General features: G+C 60.9%; 19 protein-coding genes. 13 read left to right on the forward strand and 6 right to left on the reverse strand.

Annotated features, from left to right (window positions below; translation table 11 throughout):
* Positions 1 to 17: 17 nt before the first annotated feature.
* Both JNL55_RS03010 and JNL55_RS03015 read right to left on the reverse strand, forming a co-directional pair.
* Positions 18 to 2,846 (reverse strand): TonB-dependent receptor, encoded by a 2,829-nt coding sequence (locus JNL55_RS03010; RefSeq protein ID WP_293849076.1) that lies wholly within the window; start codon positions 2,844 to 2,846, stop codon positions 18 to 20.
* Between the two features lie 381 nt (positions 2,847 to 3,227).
* Positions 3,228 to 4,967, reverse strand: a complete 1,740-nt coding sequence (locus tag JNL55_RS03015; RefSeq protein ID WP_293849078.1) for a M28 family peptidase — start codon at positions 4,965 to 4,967, stop codon at positions 3,228 to 3,230.
* Between the two features lie 45 nt (positions 4,968 to 5,012).
* On the opposite strand from JNL55_RS03015, the gene JNL55_RS03020 reads away from it, so the two are divergent.
* The 8 genes from JNL55_RS03020 (at position 5,013) to JNL55_RS03055 (ending at position 11,112) form a co-directional block, all read left to right on the forward strand.
* Positions 5,013 to 5,501 (forward strand): flavodoxin family protein, encoded by a 489-nt coding sequence (locus JNL55_RS03020; RefSeq protein WP_293849081.1) that lies wholly within the window; start codon positions 5,013 to 5,015, stop codon positions 5,499 to 5,501.
* A 259-nt stretch (positions 5,502 to 5,760) separates the two neighbouring features.
* Positions 5,761 to 6,828: a hypothetical protein gene (locus tag JNL55_RS03025; protein ID WP_293849084.1), complete on the forward strand. Its 1,068-nt coding sequence runs from the start codon at positions 5,761 to 5,763 to the stop codon at positions 6,826 to 6,828.
* The gene (locus tag JNL55_RS03030) at positions 6,828 to 7,391 is read left to right on the forward strand and encodes a GTP-binding protein (protein WP_293849087.1); all 564 of its coding nucleotides are present in this window, start codon (positions 6,828 to 6,830) and stop codon (positions 7,389 to 7,391) included. Before JNL55_RS03025 ends, JNL55_RS03030 begins: the two co-directional genes overlap by 1 nt.
* Entirely contained in the window at positions 7,378 to 7,782 is a 405-nt protein-coding gene (locus tag JNL55_RS03035; RefSeq protein ID WP_293849089.1) for a roadblock/LC7 domain-containing protein, read from the forward strand. Before JNL55_RS03030 ends, JNL55_RS03035 begins: the two co-directional genes overlap by 14 nt.
* A 94-nt stretch (positions 7,783 to 7,876) precedes the next feature.
* Positions 7,877 to 8,236 carry a hypothetical protein gene (locus tag JNL55_RS03040; RefSeq protein WP_293849091.1) on the forward strand — a complete coding sequence of 120 codons (360 nt, stop codon included), beginning with the start codon at positions 7,877 to 7,879 and terminating at the stop codon, positions 8,234 to 8,236.
* A gap of 67 nt (positions 8,237 to 8,303) precedes the next feature.
* Entirely contained in the window at positions 8,304 to 8,678 is a 375-nt protein-coding gene (locus JNL55_RS03045; RefSeq protein ID WP_293849094.1) for a hypothetical protein, read from the forward strand.
* Positions 8,679 to 8,725: 47 nt separating this feature from the next.
* On the forward strand, positions 8,726 to 10,372 hold the full coding sequence (locus JNL55_RS03050; RefSeq protein WP_293849097.1) for a GTP-binding protein: 1,647 nt from the start codon (positions 8,726 to 8,728) through the stop codon (positions 10,370 to 10,372).
* A gap of 182 nt (positions 10,373 to 10,554) precedes the next feature.
* Positions 10,555 to 11,112 (forward strand): hypothetical protein, encoded by a 558-nt coding sequence (locus JNL55_RS03055; RefSeq protein ID WP_293849099.1) that lies wholly within the window; start codon positions 10,555 to 10,557, stop codon positions 11,110 to 11,112.
* 11 nt (positions 11,113 to 11,123) lie between these two features.
* On the opposite strand, the gene JNL55_RS03060 is transcribed toward JNL55_RS03055, so the two are convergent.
* Both JNL55_RS03060 and JNL55_RS03065 read right to left on the reverse strand, forming a co-directional pair.
* The gene (locus JNL55_RS03060) at positions 11,124 to 11,462 is read right to left on the reverse strand and encodes an ArsR/SmtB family transcription factor (protein ID WP_293849102.1); all 339 of its coding nucleotides are present in this window, start codon (positions 11,460 to 11,462) and stop codon (positions 11,124 to 11,126) included.
* Complete coding sequence (locus JNL55_RS03065; RefSeq protein WP_415922993.1) at positions 11,443 to 11,889, reverse strand: SRPBCC family protein; 447 nt, start codon at positions 11,887 to 11,889, stop codon at positions 11,443 to 11,445. Before JNL55_RS03065 ends, JNL55_RS03060 begins: the two co-directional genes overlap by 20 nt.
* Before the next feature lie 200 nt (positions 11,890 to 12,089).
* Between JNL55_RS03065 and JNL55_RS03070 the strand changes: the two genes are divergently transcribed.
* From JNL55_RS03070 to JNL55_RS03080, 3 genes are all read left to right on the forward strand, one after another.
* Positions 12,090 to 14,540 carry an Ig domain-containing protein gene (locus JNL55_RS03070; protein ID WP_293849106.1) on the forward strand — a complete coding sequence of 817 codons (2,451 nt, stop codon included), beginning with the start codon at positions 12,090 to 12,092 and terminating at the stop codon, positions 14,538 to 14,540.
* A 17-nt stretch (positions 14,541 to 14,557) separates the two neighbouring features.
* The gene (locus JNL55_RS03075) at positions 14,558 to 15,181 is read left to right on the forward strand and encodes a DNA-3-methyladenine glycosylase (protein ID WP_293849109.1); all 624 of its coding nucleotides are present in this window, start codon (positions 14,558 to 14,560) and stop codon (positions 15,179 to 15,181) included.
* 64 nt (positions 15,182 to 15,245) lie between these two features.
* Positions 15,246 to 17,672, forward strand: a complete 2,427-nt coding sequence (locus tag JNL55_RS03080; RefSeq protein WP_415922991.1) for a YgiQ family radical SAM protein — start codon at positions 15,246 to 15,248, stop codon at positions 17,670 to 17,672.
* 49 nt (positions 17,673 to 17,721) lie between these two features.
* Here the strand turns inward: JNL55_RS03080 and JNL55_RS03085 are convergent, their stop codons facing one another.
* Positions 17,722 to 18,843, reverse strand: a complete 1,122-nt coding sequence (locus tag JNL55_RS03085) for a lipid A deacylase LpxR family protein (protein ID WP_293849112.1) — start codon at positions 18,841 to 18,843, stop codon at positions 17,722 to 17,724.
* A 403-nt stretch (positions 18,844 to 19,246) separates the two neighbouring features.
* Here JNL55_RS03085 and JNL55_RS03090 point away from each other — a divergent pair, with 403 nt between their 5' ends.
* Positions 19,247 to 20,173, forward strand: coding sequence for a LysR family transcriptional regulator (locus JNL55_RS03090; RefSeq protein ID WP_293849114.1), 927 nt, complete (start codon positions 19,247 to 19,249; stop codon positions 20,171 to 20,173).
* Here JNL55_RS03090 and JNL55_RS03095 read toward each other — a convergent pair.
* The gene (locus JNL55_RS03095) at positions 20,170 to 20,757 is read right to left on the reverse strand and encodes a class I SAM-dependent methyltransferase (protein ID WP_293849116.1); all 588 of its coding nucleotides are present in this window, start codon (positions 20,755 to 20,757) and stop codon (positions 20,170 to 20,172) included. The two genes, JNL55_RS03090 and JNL55_RS03095, sit on opposite strands and share 4 nt — an antisense overlap.
* Before the next feature lie 113 nt (positions 20,758 to 20,870).
* Here JNL55_RS03095 and JNL55_RS03100 point away from each other — a divergent pair, with 113 nt between their 5' ends.
* Positions 20,871 to 21,275: an Hsp20/alpha crystallin family protein gene (locus JNL55_RS03100; protein WP_293849118.1), complete on the forward strand. Its 405-nt coding sequence runs from the start codon at positions 20,871 to 20,873 to the stop codon at positions 21,273 to 21,275.
* The last annotated feature ends 94 nt before the right edge of the window (positions 21,276 to 21,369 follow it).

Here is a 21,369-nt window from a genome sequence, read left to right on the forward strand (position 1 = left end):
CCAGTAGGGGCCAGCTCTTACAACCGCCAGCGCACGCCGAGAGCGAACGACCGGCTGATCAGCAAGTTGCCGAAGTTATGGGTCGACGGGCCGCCGGCGGAGCCGAAGGCGTAGTACGACTGCTCCATTTCTTCGGTGAGATTCACCGCATCGAACGACACCGCCAGCTTGTCGTTGATGTCATAGGACAGCTGCAGATCCAGGCTGGCTTCCGACTGCCGCCAGATGCCGATCGGGTTGGCGAAGATGCGCGCTTCGTTACGATCCAGGAAATCGTCGCGCCACACATAGGACAGCCGCGCGCCCAAACCGGCCCGGTCATACGCCAAGGTGATGTTGTACGAAGTGTCGGAGACACCAAAGATGGCCACATCTTCGGTGCCGATGATCTGACCGTCGGCGCTGGTGAGCGGGATGGTCTGATCCGAGTCCAGCTTGGTGAAGCTGCCGGTCACGCCCAGGCCCTTCAGGATGCCGGGCAAATATTCCGGGAAGTACACGAAGCCGAGTTCGATACCTTCCAGCTTGCCGTCCGAAGCATTCACCGGCTGCGTGACCACGAACGAACTGGTGTTCAAGCCGGTGTTGGGAATGGTGACGCGTCGAGTCAGCGGCACCACCAAGCCTTCCAGATCGCGACGGAACAGCGTGCCGTAAATCGCGCTGTCTGAAGCGAAGTACCACTCGGCGGTGAGGTCGTAGTTCTTGGCCGTGGCCGGTTCCAGATCCGGGTTGCCGCTGGTGCCGGTGCCGTAGCCCACGCCGGTCAGGTCGCCGGTGAGCGCGAAGTTGGAATTCAAATCGTTGAACGCCGGCCGACGCAACGTTTCGCCGTAGTTGAAGCGCAGCGTGACCTGATCGGTGAGCGCATAACGCAGCGTCAGCGAAGGCAGTAGATCGCTGACGCTCTTGCTGGCTGACGAGCGATCGCCGCCGATGATGTTGAGGAAGTCCATATCGGTATCGACAGTCACGTAACGCAAGCCGAACTGGCCCTGCAACTTGCCGATCTCGATGTCCGTCTGCACGTACGCGGAAGCAGTAGCTTCCTGGACTTCGAAGGCACGCAACAACGACGGACCGCCGGTGGGCACGCCGTACAGCGCGCGAACTTCGGCCGCGTGATCGAGCAAGTAGTAACCGTTGATCACAGCCCAAGCGGTCGGGATGTTGCCCTCGCCGTCGAAGAAGCCGCTGTTGGTGCTGATCATTCCCGAAGGCAACGTCGACATGTTACGGCCGAGGAACGGTTCCGGCGTAGGCCGCGGGCTGAACGATTCAGCGCTGCGATCGTCGTAGCGCACACCGAAGCTGAGCTGGCGGAACAAGCCATCGCCTAGCTGATAGTCGCCGTCGACTTGTAGCGTTTCGGCGCCGCCTTTCTGGCGACCGCGGTTCTGAAACAACGCACCGACGGTCCACGTCGATGGACTCAACATCTCAGCGTCGTTGTTGAAATGCCAGGACGGAATGCCGTTGCCCGCATTGAAGTCGAGCGTGATCGAGCCGGGCACGCGCTCGGTGCGCACGGCGATGAAGCGAGTGTTGTATTCGCTGTCCTGAATGGACAGATCCGCCGACAGCGCCAACTTATCGCCGATCTGCCACTTGCCGTTCAACGCGTACACGAAAGTGTCGGTGTCGCTCTTGGTGGCATCGCCGCTGTTGAAGCCGAACGGCGCGCCAACGGTGCGCGTCTTGATCAGGTTCGTGCCGGGGTAGTACGTCACCGTGGACGCTGGGTTGGCGCCGAGCGAGCCCCACCAATCCGCGAACGTGAAGTGCAGACTGTTGAATGTTTCTTCGCGATACCCTTGATAGAAGGCTTCGAAGGTGTATTCGGAAGTATCGTTCGGCGCCCACTGCACAGCCAGTGTAGCGGCGGGACGCTTGCGATCACCTTCCAGATCGCTGGCGAACAAAGCATCGCGGCCCAACACGTACGGATAGTTCACACCGTTGAAACTGAGCGTCGAGCCAGGTGCAGTCGACAAGCCCGCGTCGGTGCCGGCCTGCCAGATCGGATCTTCGGACACGCGGCAATCACCGTTGAAAATACGCTCGAGCGGCGTCCAGTTGGCAGCAGTACCGCTGCCATTACAGTTCAAACCTGCGGGCGGATTGTTGGCTGTCGCGAACGGCACGAGCGCGCCGGCAGTCACGCTTTGATCGCGATAACGAACGCGCGAGTAACTGGCATTGGCCATCACACCGAACTTGCCTCCGCCCACGTCCCAGTTGTTTGCAATCAGCAAGCTGGCGTTTGGATCGATGTCTTCACGCTGTTCCTGCGTCGTGGCGCGCGCGTTGAGTGACATTTCAAAACCGTCGAAGTCGAACGGGCGGCGCGTCGAAACATCGATCTGGCCGGCCAGGCCGGTTTCCAACTGATCGGCCGCGCGTGTTTTGTACACGTCGACCTTGCTGATCAAATTTGCCGGAATATCCTGAAGCGCCAGCTGACGGCCCGAGGCTGGCGGCGGCGACGCGGTGAATACGTTGCGGCCATTCCACGTGGTCGTGGTGTCGTTCAAGCCGCGAATCACGATGGCTTCGGCTTCCCCGCCGCCCCGATTCGAGATTTGAATACCGGCGATACGTTGCAAGGCTTCGACGACGTTGTTGTCCGGCAGCTTGCCGATGTCCTCGGCGACGATGGATTCCACCACCTGGACCGCTTCGCGTTTGTTTGCCAGGCCTTGCACCAAGCTCTCACGCACGCCGGAGACGATGACTTCTTCCAGCTCGGTCGACTGCGGCGTCGAGCTCTGCTGAGCAAACGCACTCACCGACAAAGAAAGCGCCGCCACGGCGGACGCCGAACCGATTCCGATCTTCTTGGCCACCACGATATCCCCCACGGCTGCCATCCAGGACGGTTTTAATTTCTCAGACAAATGCTAACTGCAAAATGTCTGACAAATCAAGATTGTCGTTGCAAGTCAGTCCGTTGGGCGCCCCAAAGCGGCCCGAAAAAGGGTAAAAATCTTCGCCGGCAGAGCCAGTTACGCGTGCTGTTGAGGGGCTGATTCCGACTGCGGACGCAGTCGCTTGTGGTGCAAAGTCGAACGCGCACTGGCGCGCGTGTGGACGCGCAATCCGTTCACGCGATCGAAGAGAAAGATGCGGCGGTGGCGCGTGAAGCGCTGGCCCGAGAATTGGGCTGCTGGTTCGAGGCTTGAATTCACCAGGGCTCAACCATGAACCCTGGTGAATGTTTCTAATGCTTACTCCGTCTTGGTCGTGAGCTGCGCCTGCGACTCCTTGCGAGCCGCTTCGAACTCATCGCCCGGCAGCCACTTCGGCGCATCCGCGGCCGAAGCATTGCCGACGTTGTTGCCCACGTAGAACAACAACTGCGCATCTTCGACCATGCCCTCGAAGACCCAGTCAGCGGCGATTTCATCCGAGGGCTGGTGATAGTGCTTGGCTTCGTACAGCTCGTGCTGTTCCTTGCCCCAGTTTTCCGGCTTGCCGATGAACTGAGTGCCGGTATCCAGATACAGCGCCGGCACGCCGATCTTGGCGAAGTTGAACTGGTCGGAACGATAGAAGAAGCCGCGATCCGGGAATTGATCCGGGGTCACGATTCGATCCTGCAGCTTGGCGATGGCGTCGACGTAATCGTCGATGCTGGATTTGCCCTTGCCGACGAACACGATGTCCTTGGCCTTGCCCCAGATGTTGCCGCCGTCGACATTGATGTTGGCGGTGATCTTGCCGGGCGCCACGGTCGGATGTTGGGCATAGAACTGCGAGCCCAACAGGCCCTGCTCTTCGGCTGCCACGAATAACAGCATCACCGAGCGCTTCGGCGGCTGCGGCAGCGCTTTGAACGCTTTACCAATGGCGAGCAACTGAGCGACACCGGACGCGTTGTCCAACGCGCCGTTGAAGATCTTGTCGCCTTCCGCATCCGGCTCGCCGACGCCGAGATGATCGTGATGCGCAGTGTAAATTACATACTCATCGCTGAGCTGCGGATCGCTGCCTTTGAGCACGCCGTAAACGTTCGCAGTGCTGGAACGATTCAGCTTGGTCTTGAAGTCGAACGAGGTAGTGACCCCGAGCGGCACCGGCTGGAAATCCTTGGATTTGGCCGCTGCGGTCAACTTGTCCAGATCCTGACCGCCGAGCGTCGCCAGCTCACGCGCAGCCTCCTCGGTGAGCCAGCTCTTCACTTGAATGCGCGGCTCGGGGCCGGCCGGCAATTCGACTTGCTCACCGGTCCACGACGTCTGCACGACTTGGAACGGATAGCCCGCCGACGGCGTGGTGTGAATGATGATCGCGCCCGCTGCTCCCTGACGCGCGGCGCTTTCGTACTTGTAGCTCCAGCGGCCGTAGTACAGACGCGTGTCGCCAGCGAACAGCTGCGGATCCCAATCGGGATCGTTGTTCAACATCAGCAGCACTTTGCCCTTCAAATCCTGGCCTTTGAAATCGTCCCAGCCGAATTCGGGCGCCTGAATGCCGTAGCCCACGAACACCACTTCGGCATTCTTGATGGAGCCTTTGTCGGCCTGCACACCGCTGCCCGCGATGTACTGATCCCACCACTTGAACGATGCGGTCTTGCCGCCTTTCTTGAACGACCACTGCTTGGGCATTTGCGCCGTCAGCCCGACCACGTCGAACGCTTGCTGATAGCTATCGCCGCTACCGGCCGGTGCGAAGCCGATGTCCTTGAGCTGATCCGCCAGATACTGGCGCGCCTTGGCATCGGCCGGCGTGGCAGGACCGCGCCCTTCGAATTCATCGGAGGAGAACTTGGTGATCTGGTCCCGCAAGTAATCGCCGGTAATTTGTGCAGAAGCCGCCTTCGCTTCAGCACTGACCGGACTGGCCGCTTCCGGCGTCGGCACCGGCTTCGGCTCCTTGGGTTTGCAGGCCGCCATCGCGGTGAGCAAGGCAGCTGAAAGAATCACAGTCGACAGCGACCGGAGCGGTCGCGAAACGGTATACATTCGGAACTCCGTGCAACGAGTTACGGTGATCGAGAACTGTAGCAGATGTCTTCCGCCTTACCGTCCTCAAGTCGACCGCATCTATTGCTGATCTACGCCGGCCATGCCGGCGGCCGCACGCATGCGCTGGTGGAAGCCGTCAAACGTGGGGTGGCGGATGCCGGTGAGGACGTCGAGTTGCGTGCGTTGCCGGCGTTGGCCGCCGGCATCGACGATTTGCTCTGGGCCAGCGGCTTGCTGATCGGCACGCCCGAGCACTTCGGCTACATGGCGGGCGCCATCAAGGATTTTTTCGATCGCACCTTCTATCCGGTTCAGGGTCGGGTCGACGGCCTGCCTTATGCGATCTTCGTCAGTGCCGGCAATGATGGCAGCGGCGCAGTCGCGTCCATCGAACGTATCGCGCTCGGTTATCGCTGGAAACCCTGCGCCGAAGCGCTGATCGTCAAGGGCGAGCCCAGCGTCGCCGATCTGCAACGTTGCGCCGAATTGGGTCAAACCCTGAGCGCCGGATTGGCGCTGGGCGTCTTGTGAACGCGGCTCGATGTGACCGCACCGACCAAGCGCCAACCTGAAGCAAGAATTCGCCTCACAGAGTGAATTTCATCACAGCCGTGGGCCACCGCGGTCTCTAATGTTTCGCCGCACAAAGGGTTACTCGCAAAGGACCAGCGAGGCCGCACGCTGCTTTTTTCGAGGAACTCATGGTTGCTGTTACCGCCACACCTGGTTGGTGTGGATCCTCATGGATTGCGATCGAGCTGGTGTTCAAGGACGCCGGTAGCGCGCATTCATGAGCACGCAATCAAGCTCGGCTGGCTCGGGTCCCGAGCGGCGCATCGCGCTCATCAAACCGAGCGGCGGTGAAGAACAGGCCGCACATGCCGTGCAGTTGTTCGACTCGGTGTTGTGGGTCTTCAAAGGCACCACCCGCTCCAACTGGATCACGACGCCGGCCGCCTCGGCCGATATCGTGGTCGTGCATCACTCCGAGCCGGCCAACAATCTCGACCGCTGGACCCAGCAAGGCAAACACATCGTCGTGCTCAGCACCGACGAAAAGCGCCATCCCGCCGGGCCACGCACGCTGGTTTATCCGTTTCCGGCCGTGCAAGTGCTCAGCATGCTGGAGCGTGTCGAAGCGGAAATGGAAACTCGCGCGAGCACTCACACCCCGACTCCCGCAGCTCCGCCACCTGCACCGCTCAAAGAAAAAGCCAGCAAGGCCGGCGCCGATCCATGGTCGTTCGTCGAAGCGCTACGCACCTTGCGCACCGTGAACAACGGTTCGTTGTGGCTCATGTGTAAGGGCGCGCAAGGACCGTTTCTTTGGCTGCGAGGCGATGTGGGCCGCTATGTGTGCGACGGTGCTACAGCCGCTGCGATTCGCGCCGACACGCTCGATCTGAGTGGATTGGCGTTACAGAAAGGCACGCCGCCGCCGGGCAATCTGCCGGCGCGGCCCGGCGATGAGTTGTTCTGGTTTGCCACGTATCACGCGAGCACGTCGCTGGCACCGTGGTTGAACGACAAGACGCTGTATCGATTGATTCGTTGGCCGGATTTCGGCCGTCTGCGGGTCGCCGATGCGGTCGAGCTCACCGCGCAGCTTCGCATCGTCGCAGCGCTCGAAACTGGTGCCGCAACGCTCGGCAAACTGGCCGCGCAAGCGCAGGCCAGCGTCGATCAAGTGGCGCGCACGTTGAATGCTCTGGCCAGCTGCGCATTGATCGAAGCAGCACAAGTCGTCTCGCCGCCGCCGAAAGCGACGCGCACCGAACCCAGTGCGCCCACTCCTACTGGCGGCTTCAAACAATTCCTGCGCAACATGCGCAAGCACTTGCGAATCGGAGGGCTCTAATGAGCGTGGCATCGGAGCTCAAAATTGTTTTCACCGGCCCGATGGGGGCCGGCAAAACCACTGCCATTACCGCAGTCAGCGACTTTCCGCCGGTGTCGACGGAGATGCGCAACAACGATCAACAGAGCTTCGCCAAGGAGTCCACCACGGTGGCGCTGGACCTCGGCCAGATCGGTCTAGAGGACGGCACCGTAGTACGTCTGTATGGCACGCCGGGTCAGGAGCGTTTCTCTTTCATGTGGGAGATCATCGGCCGCGGCGCCATGGGCGTGATTCTGTTGCTCGACGGCTCCAGCCCGGCGGTACTCGATGACTTGAAGACTTACACCGAAGTGTTCCGTCGTATCGCGCCCGAGCAACCGTTCGTGATCGGCGTAGGCCGCACTCGGCCCGACGACAACGCGCAAATCGAAGCCTGCATGCGCGTGCTCGAAGCGCTGCAGTTTTCCGCCCCGATGTTCAGTGTCGACGTGCGCAAGCGCGAAGACGTGCTGTTGTTGATAGAGACCTTGCTGGCGACGCTCGAAGTGCGTCAGCCGGAGATTGAAAATGAGCCAGCCTAATCAACGTTTCGACGCCAACCTGGTGCGCCTCGGCGCGCATCACCTGGAAGCCTTCGCCTCGGCCAATGCCGATGTGCTGCTCGCCGTGCTGACTTCTGGCGACGGCTTCGAAGTGGCTTCCTATCCGGCGAATCTGGCCATGACACCCAAGATCGCGGCGATGAGCAGCTCCATGCAAGCCTTGTCCGAAGCGCTGACGCGCGAAGCCGGCCTGGCCAAGAACCGGAATCTGATCATCGAGACCGACAGCGGCACCGTGCTGATCGTCGGTCTGGCCGGCACGCAACGTTTATCGCTGGCCATCGTGGCCAAGAGCGGCGAGCTGCTGGGCAAACTCTTGTGGGCCTCGCGCAATCTGGCCAAGAAGCTGGAAACGAGTCTACAGAAATGAGTACTGGCGCTGATTGAGACCCTGTCGGCACCGTTTACACTGACGTTTATGTCACTCATGGTTATGTAACCCGAGCTGGTCAAGGAGTATTGCGATGGCTTCCGTTTCCGATTCGTTGAAAGATCTGTTGCGCATCGATGGCGCGCTGTGTGCGGCGCTGGTGGATGCGAACAGCGGCATGATGTTGGGCAGCGCCGGCACCGGCCTGGATCTCGAACTGGCCGCTGCGGGTAATACCGAAGTGGTGCGTGCCAAGCTGCGCACGATGAAAAGCCTCGGCTTGAACGATGCCATCGAAGACATCCTGATCACGCTGAGCAAGCAGTACCACATCATTCGCCCGGTGGCCGCCAAGCCCGGCATCTTCATGTATCTGGTGCTCGACAAAGCTCGCTCCAACCTGGCGTTGGCGCGTCGCTCGTGCGCGGATGCGGAAACCTCGCTGAGCTTCTAACTCATCCCGGGCGGCGAGCTGCGAGCTGGCCGCCCTGATTTCATATCTGGAATTCTCGGGAGCGTGCATGGCTAGCGAAAAGATTTTGATGGAAACCATCGCCAAGATCGAAGCCGACGTGAACGGCGTGATCGCCACGGCGGCGGTGGATCTGGAGTCCGGGATGACGCTGGCAGCGAAATCCAATCGCGGCGATTTCGATCTGACCGTGGCTAGCGCCTATAACAGCGAACTGGTGAAACAGAAGCTGAAAATCATGCGCGCGCTGAACCTGAAAGTGTCGCTGGAAGACATGCTGCTGACGCTGACCGATCAGTTCCATCTGATCAAGCTGCTGCCCGGTGGCACGTCGTTCCTGTATCTGGCGGCCGATCGCAGCACCACGAACCTCGCCATCCTGCGTAACGCCGTGAACAAACATTGCAACGGCCTCCCGGCCTGAGCAGTTCGCGCCGCCGCTTCGCTGTCGCAGCGTCCGGTGGATAAATCATGGCGGTTATCGATCCCAAGGACGACTGCGTAGTCATACGCGTCGTCTATGACGGCGCACCTATGGCCGGCAAGACCACGAGCGTCGCCACGCTCGGTCGTGGCTTGGGCGCGGGCGTGTATTCGCCTGCAGATCTCGATGGCCGCACCTTGTATTTCGATTGGCTCGACTACACCGGCGGGCTGTTCGAAGGCCGTCGCATTCGCTGTCAGATCGTTAGCGTGCCGGGCCAGGCGACGTTGGCGCCGCGCCGGCGACGTCTGTTGGAAAGCGCCGACGTGGTCGTGTTCGTCGGCGACAGCTCCCCTGCCGGCTTCGAAGCGGACCGGCGTTATCTCGGCGCGCTGCGTAGCGTTTTGAAGAGTGTTGCCGGCCCGCCCATCGGCATCGTTCTACAAGCCAATAAACGAGATCTGCCGGACGCGGTGTCCTTGCCTCAGCTGCGAAGCATGCTCGATCAACTCGAGCTACGCAGTGCCATCATCGAATCCGTTGCCACCGAAAGCTCGGGGGTTCGTGAGACATTTGTGTTCGCCGTGCGCCTGGCGCTGGATCGAGTGCGTGAACTCATGCGCAGCGGCGCACTCGCCACTGCGCCACCCAAAATCAATACTGCCGCGGATCTGTTAGAAGAGTTACAGCAAGCCGAAAGTGGCGCGCTCGATCTCGCGACCGAATCCGGCAAGCTCACACACACCCGCATGCATGACGTGCAACACACGTCGATGGCGTCGCAAGCGTTGCAAGAGGCGATGCAGGCGAATGTGGACGTGCCGGCACAGCCAGCCGCACAGTCTTTCGTGCAGTCCGGGCCAGCGGCAAATATCACGAACGATGCTCAGCCGGCGCCTGCCGCTGACCATGTCACCAGCGACAGCCAGCTCGCCGCACCAGCGACGCATGTCAGCAACGACCGTCGACCCGCCGTGCCCAACGAAAAAGTCGCCAGCGGCTTGGTCTGGCCACCGGTCGACGGCCGCTTGATCCTGCATGAAACCTCCGCAAGCCCGGCTCATCTGCAGCAGGACAACGAAGGCGGCTGGTCCGGGACCATCGACCATCGCTGGTGGCTGCATTCCGCTGCCGGCGCCGTCTTCGACAACATCGAAGCCGGCCGAGCGGAACTGGTGCAATGGGCTCGCCAGCACGTGGCCGGCACTGAATTATTGTCTAAACAGCGCTGCATCGTGCTCGCCGCCGATGGCCAGGATCGTTTCCGCTTGTGGCAAATCGTGCGCGTAGAATCTTCCCTCCGCAGTCAGTTGGAAGAAGCATTGCTCGGCGATGCCGGCGCGATTGCCAACTCGCTGTTGGGTGTCGCTCGTTCCTTTGTGCAGATGGCGGAGCGTTTGTCGGCGGCAATGTGTGAGCTGCAGCTCACTTTGGCCAACATCAGCGCGTCGGCGAATGGCGCTGTGTACTTAGGTTTCCTGCCGACGCCCTCACTGATGCGGCCGCCACGCTCGTGGTCGGCCTCACAAGTCAGCGAATTATTGTTCTCTGAGCTGCGCTTCGCACAGCCAACCTTGCAAGCCCGCCGCAGCGATATGCTGACGGAGCTGACAAAAATCGCGCGCGTCGCCGAGCATCAAGCTCCGCACGAATGGCACTTGTTGCAACACCTGGCCGCGCTGGCTAGGGAATAACCGCGTCACAAGTTGCCCGGCGAGTGCCCGAGTGCGTCAATCCTGTGACGTACTTGCTCGCTTTTAGCTCACATCTTCGGAACACTTTCCACAACTTGATCCATGGGTCAACGCGCGACCGGCGCGCTGACTTGCCGAACCCAAGGAACCAGGACGGTCCTTTCTGCGTCGCTCGATGTGAAATGGAAGACGTGCTGCAACAGTTATGGCTCGCGGTCAGTCTGATGGCCGCCTTCGTGGTCGGTGCGGTGTATTGGCGTCGCCAGCACACGCCGGCACATGCCGCCCGGACGTCGACTCGCCCGCCTGCTCCCATCGTTTACCGTGATTCGCCGACGATTAAGGTCGCCGATTCGCAGCGAGTCGACCGTACTCGTAAATTGATTCGTGTCCGCGTCGGCGAATCCGTAGATGTACTGGCCAGTGTCGCGGGCCTGCCGCCGCGCTTTCGCGTGACCTGCAAAAGCATCGTCGATGGCAGCGATCTTGAAGCTGCACACATTACAGTCCAGTTCAGTGGCGCGCAGCTCAGCTGTGGCCCGCTGGTCGACGAAGTTGGCTTCAACGAATTCGTGATTCCTCGCGCCACTCGCGACGAACATCGCAGCTCAGTGTTCTATTACCACGAGCGCGGCGACTCGCTCGAACTGATGCGCATCACGCTCAAGTCCGCCGACCTCAAGAACGGCGTGATTGAGCTGGACACGATGCAGATGCATGGCCATTGGCCGAGCCGCTGAGTCGTCCAGCCCTACTCTTCTACTAAAGCCCGCAAGCGATCGATCGCTTGATCCCAGCGTGCAGTGAGCAGCTCGATACAGCGCTGCGCTTCTTCCAGTTGTGACGCTTCGATCTGCCAGACGCTATCGCGGCCTTGATAGACGCTGCTGACCAAGCCCGCCTCTTTCATCACGCGCAAATGTTTGGCCACTGCCTGGCGAGTGACTTCGACATTTGCAGTCAACGTTGCGGTGGACGACGGGCCGGCCGCGGATAGGAATATCACCAACCGCAGCCGCGTCTCATCGCCCAGCGCCGCGAAAATCGGCGCCGATGCTTTGACTCTGAGTTCAGGACGCTTGACTGACATAGCGCTCCAGATTCTTGACCTGCTCCGTCCATCCCTCACTGTTGTCGCCGAACACACGCGCACGTCGTGCGAGCGAAATGGCGTCGAAACCTGACTCGGTGATGGTCAGCAACGTGCCACCTTCCGCATCGGCCAGCTTGAACACGACTAGCGTGGTCGGCTCCTTCTCATAGTCCACCGACGCATCGCGCGCACCCGGATGCCAGCGCCAAGTAAACAAATGCTCCGGCTGCATTTGCTCCACCGTGAGATCGAAATCGCCGCCGTACTGCGGCGGCGCTCGCAAACGAACCTTGGCGCCCGGCTGAAACACACCCTCGACCGCATCCACGCCAAACCATTCGCAAAATTTCTTGATGTCGGTGAGCGCGTTCCACACGCGACTGCGCGGCGCGCGCAATACAACTTGTCGCTCGATGGTGTGCATGTCGAAGAACCTCACTGACAACCAAGTGGTTGCAATATAACTCCCACCCAGCTCACGCGCAACCCAATGGTTGTCATTCAAGATCGTTTGATCCGTCATCCTCCGGAAATCTTTGTCGCCGGCCCCGGCGGTACTACAATGGCTCGAGACACGTTCCTGGCGGGCGTGTGCAATCGGATTATTTACAAAGGCAGAGCAACGTGCGCGCACGAATCTCGTGGCTATCGGTAATGGCGCTGTTGGCTGCATGCGGTGGCGGCGGTGGTGGCAGCAATACGCCGACAGTCACCGCACCCAGTAACCTCAGCTATCCCTCCCCAGCTGTTTTCATGGTGTCGCAGCCGATCACGGCACTGAACCCGACCGTGACTGGCAGCGTTACCAGCTACGCGGTGAGCCCTGCGCTGCCGGCCGGCGTGACGATCAGCTCCACCACAGGCGTGATCTCAGGAACACCGACGACGCCAGCAACCACCGCGACGTACACGGTGACAGCGAGCAACACATCCGGCGCGACCACAGCCGGTGTCGCAATCACGGTCAATGACGCCGCACCCGACATCAGCTACAGCCGTTCGGCATACACTTTCACTAGCGGAGTACCTACAACCTCCGTCATTCCGATCAACAGCGGCGGCACCGTCATCAGCTGGTCGATCAACTCGGCCCTGCCCGCCGAGCTGACGTTCAATACGACCAATGGCTCGATCAGCGGCACACCGACGACGCCTGGCGCAGCCGCCACCTATTCGATCACGGCACAGAATGTTTCTGGCAGCGATCGCTTCGATCTGACTATTGCCGTCGATTCCGGCGTACTGCTCGACCTGGGGCACAGCGACGGCCTCGTGTCCATTCGCCGCAGCGGCAATCGGATACTCAGCATCGATAGGTTCGGTCATTGGGTGTTGTGGAATGCAAGCAGCACTGCCAGCCTGGCGCGAGGCGACGTGACGTGCACCGAGGCAGCTTGCGAAGAATTCGTCGATCTCGCAGCTAACACTCTCGTGGTACGCGTCGGCACCGGACTGGAGGTGCGTGATGCCAGCGACGGCGACGTTATCGCCACTCTTGCGACGACCGCCTCTTGGTGGAAACTCGCAACGACCGGTAGCTATGTTGCCGCAGGCACGGCGAGCGGAATAACAGCGTGGGCGCGAACCGGACAGCAGCTTCTTTCCCGCTCCGGCAACTATGAATCCGCACGAACTTTCGCGGCGCCCACGGAATTGCGGGTTGCGAACGGCGCTGCCGGCCCCGATCGGCTCGAAACCATCGTCTTGGCCACCGCCGTGTCGACCAGCGCGCAATTCAACGGCCAATTCCATTCGTGGTTTCGGGATGGCGCTCGTTTCCTTACGACCGTTGCCAACACGGTCTGGGTTTATTCTGCCAGCGGCACACAAGAGGACCTGCGCGCGCTGCCCGCTGTCGATCAGCTCACCGGTCAAGGCGATTGGTTCTGGATCGCTCGCAATGCGCCGGGACAATTGGATATCTATTCCGTAGGAGCGAGCGCCTCACCCGCAGCCAGTTTCCCACTTACGACTTTGGCTCGCGTGGTGCCGTCGGCAAATACGATTGGCATTCTCGAGTATGGGGATCCGGACTTCAGCATCGTCGACTTGGCGGCGGTGACGCCGGTAAAGACCGATCACACTCAACCGCTCATTTACGCTTCGGCGTACTGCGCCGGCGCGAGTGGCGAATGGTTGATAGGCAATGCATCTGGAGTGGTCGCGGCCAGCAGCACCACTCCCAGCTCGACCAGATATTTTGGTTTTGGCGAGGCGTGGGCCATCGCCGCCAATGCCGAGCGCATCGCAGTCGCCACAGCCTCGGGCAGCGTGTTGTATTTCAGTGCTGCCACCAGACAGCTCGAGGGCACGATCGATTTCTCCAGCTCCAAGTTGCAGCTGTCCGCGGACGGCACGGTGCTGGCCGGCATGGGCAGCGAGCATGGCGCGCAGTACGCACGCGACCGGACGCTGAAAATCTTTTCCTTGCCGTTGCAGACCGTACTGCGTGAGGAACCGTATGAGATGTCCATCGTTCCCTGGGCGTTCGACTTTTCCCTGTCGGCGTCGGGGCAAGTGTTCGGCAGAGTTCTGAGCACGGCCGTGAACGGCAGCACCATCAGCAGAGAAGTCTATCCTGTGAACGGCGGGGCGATCATATGGTCGGATGCGCTAACGAACGCGTTCGCTGCTGACGCCGTGCCCATCCATCTGTCCCCGAATGGCTCCCTGATAGCTGCCCCCGATGGTGGCGAATCGCTCAGCACTGCCACGAATATTTTCGTTAACGGAGTCCATGCAACCGCAGTGCTCGGCATGGCAGTGGGCTGGATCGACGACGATCGGCTGCTGATACATCGGTATGTCGGCAGCGCATTTCCGCCGCGCTACAACGGCAGCATCATCGTCAATGGCGCTGGCCAACAGATCCGTTCATTGACACTGCCGAACATGAAGTCTTTCCAGACCGTCGATTCGGAACGCATCTATGCGCCGCAGTCCAACCTCATCGTGTCACTGCTGGATGGCGAGACGCTGTGGTCGAGCCCGAACATTTCCTCCGGTCAGGGCGGCACCACCGCGACCCATGTGATATTCGCTGCGAAAGCTAGCGTTCGTGCCGAACCCTATTGAGTCTGTAGAGCGTTCGGATGTCCACCAAGCTTAGCCGCGACTTCTACGCCAGAGAGACCTTGCTGGTCGCCCGCGATCTGTTGGGCATGCATTTGATCCACCACGGGCCGGAGGGGGAGCAGGTCGGCAGGATCGTCGAGACCGAGGCGTACAAGGGGCCGCAGGACTTGGCGGCGCATTCGGCGAAGGGCCGGACGCGCAGGACCGAGGTGATGTTCGGGCCGCCTGGGCACGCCTATGTGTACCTGATCTACGGCTTCTGGAATTGCTTGAACCTCGTGTCGGCAGCGGACGGGACGCCGCATGCGGTGCTGTTGCGGGGGTTGGAGCCGGTGAAGGGCATCACCGGGACCACCCACGGCCCGGGCCTGTTATGTCGTGCGCTGCATATCGATCGCAGCCTGAACGGCGCGGATTTGCTGGGAAATACCTTGTGGGTGGAGAAACCGACCCGATATCGGGCGCCAAGGGTGGCCCGGGCACCCCGGATTGGGGTGGATTACGCCGGGGACTGGGCCCACAAGCCTTGGCGCTGCTTCGATAAGGATTCTCCCTACGTCTCCACGGTGACCGCGGCCGCGCGTAAGCGGGCGCTGGCGGCGGCTGTCAGCCCTAGCCGGGCGAGATTGGCGCGCAAATAGCGTAAGATTCGGCCCCTTTTTCCGGCCTTCAGTCCCGTGGCCGGTATGGTATTCACTGTCCGTCATGCAGCCCGCTCCGCGCGAACTCTTTTCCTACCGCAAGCACTGGGCGTCCCGCTTCGGGACGGCCCCGTTCCTGCCCATGTCAAAGGAGGAGATGGACGCGCTCGGCTGGGACAGTTGCGACGTCATCGTGGTCACCGGCGACGCCTATGTGGACCATCCCAGTTTCGGCATGGCCATCATCGGCCGGGTGCTGGAAGCGCAGGGCTTCCGCGTCGGCATCATCGCGCAGCCCGATTGGCGCTCGGCTGAGGACTTCGGGCGGCTGGGCAAACCGAATCTGTTCTTCGGCATCACCGGCGGGAACATGGATTCGATGGTCAACCGCTACACGTCGGATCGACGCATTCGTAGCGACGACGCGTACACGCCGGGCGGCGAGGGCGGTAAGCGGCCGGACCGATCCGTGATCGTTTATTCGCAGCGAGTGCGTGAAGCCTTCAACGATGTGCCCATCGTGATCGGGGGCATCGAAGCCAGCCTGCGGCGCATTTCGCATTTCGACTATTGGTCGGAGAAGGTGCGACGGTCGGTGTTGCTGGACGCCAAGGCGGACTTGCTGGTGTATGGCAATGGCGAACGGCAGATCATCGAGATCGCGCATCGCTTGGCGAAAGGCACGCCTGTCGATCAGATCGATGATTTGCGAGGCACGGCCTTCGTAAGGCAAGCGGCGCCGGAAGGGTGGACGGAGATCGATTCCACCAGCATCGATGAGCCCGGACCGCTGAATCCGCCCATCGACCCGTATCAAGCAAACGATGCCAAGTCGAAAGCGGCGATGGCTGCGGCAGCGAATAACGCAGCAGCTGAAGATGATGATGAAGATGTCGCCTTGCTAGGAACACAGGCAGTTGGTGTAGCGCCAACGAGCACATCGCCAAGCACGATGGCTGCTCATGGCCAAGTGCCGGCGAGCGATAGCGCGCCGTCCTGCGCGACGGCTGCGAAGCAGCCAGTCGCCAAGGTCGTGAAGTTTCACCGCCAGGTGCCCACTGCGGACCGGGCGCAGTCTTTCATTCGCCTGCCTGCGTTCGAGGCCGTGCGTGACGATGCGGTTTTGTACGCGCACGCCTCTCGCATCCTGCATCTCGAATCCAATCCGGGTAACGCCCGTTCGCTGGTACAGCGGCACGGCAACGTCGATGTGTGGCTGAACCCGCCACCGCTGCCGTTGAGCATGAAAGAAATGGACGCGATCTACGAGCTGCCTTATCAGCGCGTGCCGCATCCGTTCTACGGCGAGCAGAAGGGCACGAACAAAATCCCCGCGTACGAGATGATTCGGTTCTCGATCGCGATTCAGCGCGGCTGCTTCGGCGGCTGCACTTTCTGCTCGATCACCGAGCACGAAGGTCGCATCATTCAAAACCGGTCCGAGAACTCCATCATCAAGGAGATCGAGACCATCCGGGACTCCGTGCCCGGCTTCACCGGCGTGATCTCAGACCTCGGCGGCCCGACTGCGAACATGTATCGACTCGCGTGTAAGTCACGTGAGATCGAAACGGCGTGTCGCAAGCCGTCGTGCGTTTTCCCGGGCATTTGCCCGAACCTCAACACCAATCACACGCCGCTGATCAATTTGTATCGACGCGCCCGCGCCCTGCCAGGAATCAAGAAAATCCTGATCGGCTCAGGCGTGCGTTACGACTTGGCGGTGGAATCGCCGGAGTATGTGAAGGAGCTGGTTCAGCATCACGTCGGCGGTTATCTGAAGATCGCGCCCGAGGCCATTGGCGAAGGGCCGTTGTCCAAGATGATGAAGCCGGGCGTCGGCACGTATTACCGCTTCAAAGAATTGTTCGAGAAGTTTTCCAAGGAAGCGGGTAAGGAACAGTATTTGATTCCTTACTTCATCGCCGCGCACCCGGGCACCACCGATGAGGACATGCTCGAGCTGGCGCTGTGGTTGAAGCAGAACGGCTTCCGCGCGGATCAGGTGCAGGCGTTCCTGCCGTCACCGATGGCAACGGCCACGGCGATGTGGCATTCCGGAAAGAATCCGCTGCGCAAGGTCACTCATAGCAGTGAAGAAGTGCACATTCCAAAGGGCTTGAAGGTGCGTCGGTTGCACAAGGCGTTCTTGAGATACCACGACGCCAACAACTGGCCGATTCTTAGAGACGCTTTACGTCGCATGGGCCGAGCGGATTTGATCGGCGCGGGCAAGCATCACTTGATTCCGGCTTGGCAGCCGCTGGGAACGGGTGATGCGCACGAAGGACATCGCTCGAAGCACGCACCGCGCAGCGGCGCACCGGCTCCGAACGGTAAGCATTCAGGCACGCAGCGCCCGGCGGATCAGAACGCGAAGCGCGCCGGCGCGACGCAGGCAACGCCAAGCAAGGGCGCGCCAGTGAAGCCAACCAAATTCCGTACTCAGCACACCGGCCTGAAAGGTGTGCGCATGCCTCGCTCCAAATAAAAAAGGCCCACCAGAGGTGGGCCAGTGCAGGGAGCGGGTCGAGGAAAACTTAAAAAGCGTGCGTCAGCTGTACCGCGCCCCACAGGGCATCGCGGGACGCCGCGCCGTGGCGCAATTCGGCGGTCTGGTAGTGCAGGGCGTAGCTGAGCTGTGTCTGGTCCAGGATCTGCGTAACCACGCCGATCCACGCTTCGGCGAGCAGCGGCTGCACCTCATTTGAGGTATAGCGGACCTCGCTATCGCGAAACTGGCCTTGCAGGAACGCGTTGTATGCACGAGCTTTCACGCGAGCGCCGAGGAATACATACATCTCCCGACCGCCGCGATAACTCTCACTCGGCACCGGCGCGGACATGTAATCCGTGAGCTCAGGCGCGAAACCCCACCAGGGCGAATTGAAGCGACCCGCGCGCACGGAGATCGACGCGCTGGCTTCCGTGAGGAAACCAACACTGCCCTGCACGGTGGTCTTCACATCGATGTGGCCGCTCGGATCGGCAATCCATAATTTCTGGCGGGCGAGGGTGTAGCGCGCCGTCGGCTCGCCACCCGCGGAGATCTGATGATCATACCCACGCGGCGCTTCCGACCCGACCAACTCATGAACCGCGCTATGCAAGCGTTCCGAGACAGACAGGCCGAGCACACCGATAGTTAGGTTGCTGGTCCACGCGCCACGGTCGTCGGCATCCACCGTGACCCGACCATTCGCGATGTACAGCAGGCTGGCGTACGGCCGATCATCCGGCTGCACTTCAGACACCAGCGTATTGCTGGGCGTGAAAGCTAATAGACCAATCTGCCGCGCATAGTGAACATCTGACTTGGTTGCGTCGAACGCGACTGAGTCCAACCGCCGCAGCAGCGGATCGAGCGACAACAGGCCGTCGCGGGCGCGCTCACCGGAAATAGTGATGCTCATGCCGCCGGTGTAATCGCGGTCCTGGTTATCGCCGGCAAACAAATCGTTGTCGATCTGTACTCGCACTGCATCAATGCCCTCGAACCAGCCGAGGCGCTGATCGGAAACCACCACTTCGGTGATCGGGCCGTCCTCATTGGTCTGTGCGCGCGCTTCGTTGCTCGTAACTACCAATGCAGCGGTGCCTAACGCCGCTAGCGTTGCCCAGCGCAATTGCGCGGCCCAGCCAATATTGTTCGTTGTCGACATAACCGTACCTTTCCCATTCGCGCCGCGTTTTTTGCCACGCTGCTGCTGCCTGTCGATGTTTTGTCCTTGGCGCTACTTTCTACAAAGCGCCGAGGCCGATAAACGAGGCGAAGGGAATGACATTCATGAATTCTCAGTCATGAATCGGAGCGTCGCGCACGCTGCTCACTACTCGTGCGGCAACCCCACCGTCGCATCGTTATTGCAATCACACTGCTGCAAGTGCACTAATCCGCTTGTGATGCACAGAAATTAGCGGGTTGGCGTGAGCGCACTGTTGGCCCAACCGTGAGCGCGCCGTGAAAAAATGAACCCGCCGATTGGTGCCGAGGCGAACCGGATTTCGCCTGGATCAGCAGCGATGCCTGTCGGGCAATGGAATCTTTCCTGGGGGGAAAGAAAGATGGATAAGTTCACCTGCATGGTGGCGTTGGCGAGAGTGGTCGAATTGGGAAGCTTCGCGGAGGCAGCACGGCGCATGGGCGTGTCGGCGCCGATGGTGACCAAGTACATCGGGCACCTGGAACAGGAGTTGGGCTCGCGTCTGTTGAATCGCTCCACCCATTCACTCAGTCTCACTGACGTCGGTCAGCTTTATCACCAGCGTTGTGTGCAGATTCTGGAGGACATCGAAGAGGCGGAAGCCGTGGCCGGCGCCAACAACGCCGTGCCGCGCGGCTCATTGAAGATTTGCGTCTCGGGTGCCTTCGATCTGTCGCACGTCGGACCGCTGCTGCTGGAATATTCCTCGCGGCATGCCGACGTGCGGCTCGAAGTCACGGTCAGCAATCACTTCGTGGATCTGGTGGAAGAAGGTTTCGATCTGGCGGTTCGTGCCAGCGGCCATCTGCGCACCAATCTCACCACGCGCAAACTCGCCACCTCCAGATTGGTGGCCTGCGCGTCGCCGGCGTATCTGCAAAAGAATCCGCAGCCGGAGATCCCGGAGAACTTGCTCCAGCACAACTGCCTGGCCTTCACCGATACCGCGCCCACTTCACAACAGTGGCGCTTCGAGCGCGACGGGCGCAATTCGGTGGTGCAGGCGTTGGGAACGTTACGCGCGACCAGCAATGAGTTACTCAAGCAAGCGGCGCTACGCGACCAAGGCGTGACGCTACAGCCGACCTTCAACGTTCATCAGGAGCTCAAGGCCGGCGCCTTACGACAGGTGCTGGCCGACTACGATGCCGGCTCGCTGGGGATCTATTTGATTTATCCGCAGCGCCGGTATCTGGCGACCAAGGTGCGAAGCTTCATCGAGTTGTTGGATGGCCAATGGGGGTCGGATCCGGAAGCGGATCCGTTCTGGAACGGCCACGGCGCTTAACCGCTGCGTTCCAGTTCCCACTGACCCCAGGCGACACCTCGACGGACATGCACGCCGCAGCCGGCGTGCTCGAAATGTCGTTCCAGGCGCGAGCGATACCAACTCGCGCCTCGCAGATTGATGTCGCTGTCGCTGGTGTCGCGATCGGCGTTGTCGCGCCAATCTTCCTGAGTCGGCGCGTGAAAATACAAAGCACCGCGCGCGAGGCGCGCCAGATTCGCCATCGCCTGCGTCGCTTCGCGGTCAGACAAGTACTGCATCACGTCATAACACACGATTAGATCGAACGCTGCGCGCGGCCGATACTTGGCCAGCGACTCGTGCACCCAGCCGTGCTCGCGACACAAGTGTTCGCTCACTTCCAAGCCCACGTAAGTCGCCTTGGGAAAGGTCGCGAGCAAGGGCTCGCGAAACCAGCCAAGTCCGCAACCCGCATCGAGAATTCGCTTCACCGGCAACTCCAGTTGCTGGACCAGCGCGGCCACCATCCGGCCGCGGCGGGCCATTTCCTCACGGCTTGTAACCCGCGTGCGGGGATTCATATAGAAGCGCTGATAGAAGCGGGCGTCGAAACGATTGGACATTGGGCTCGAGGGACCTGACCGGCAGTGGCGAGAGTTTACTGGTACGAGCAACCGTTCTTGATAGTCGTACGCGCGGCCCCACCTACTCGCCATGACCTTGCAGGAACTCAACCATGGCCATTCGTAACCCGCCGTCCTGGATGTGGGCCGAGGCCTGCGAAATGCTGGAGCGAGCCCAACAGCTGCAGCGCCAGTTCTTTCGCTTCGGCCACGCGGTCGCAGCCGAGCCGCGCTGGGAGCCACCTATCGACATCCTCGCTTATGGCAACGAGGTGCGAGTCGCTGTGGCGTTACCCGGCGTTGCCGCCGAAGACATCGAGGTCCGCACGGACAGCGGACTGTTGATCGTCAGCGCCGCGCGCGCGTTGCCGGTCACCAGCCACGCGACTGCCGTTCACCGGCTGGAAATTCCTTATGGGCGCTTCGAGCGGCGCATCTCGCTGCCCGAAGGTCGTTATCAGTTGCTGGAACAGGTGTATGCCAACGGCTGCCTGATCCTGCGCCTGGCACAACGCTGATTAGCGGGGAGCCTCACGTAAATGTCCGACTCAAATCGTAAGAAATCTCAGCCCGAAAGCCTCGAGAAAGACGTGCACACCATTACCGACGACA

This window comes from Steroidobacter sp. (assembly GCF_016790065.1).
In the GTDB taxonomy this organism is placed as follows: domain Bacteria; phylum Pseudomonadota; class Gammaproteobacteria; order Steroidobacterales; family Steroidobacteraceae; genus Steroidobacter.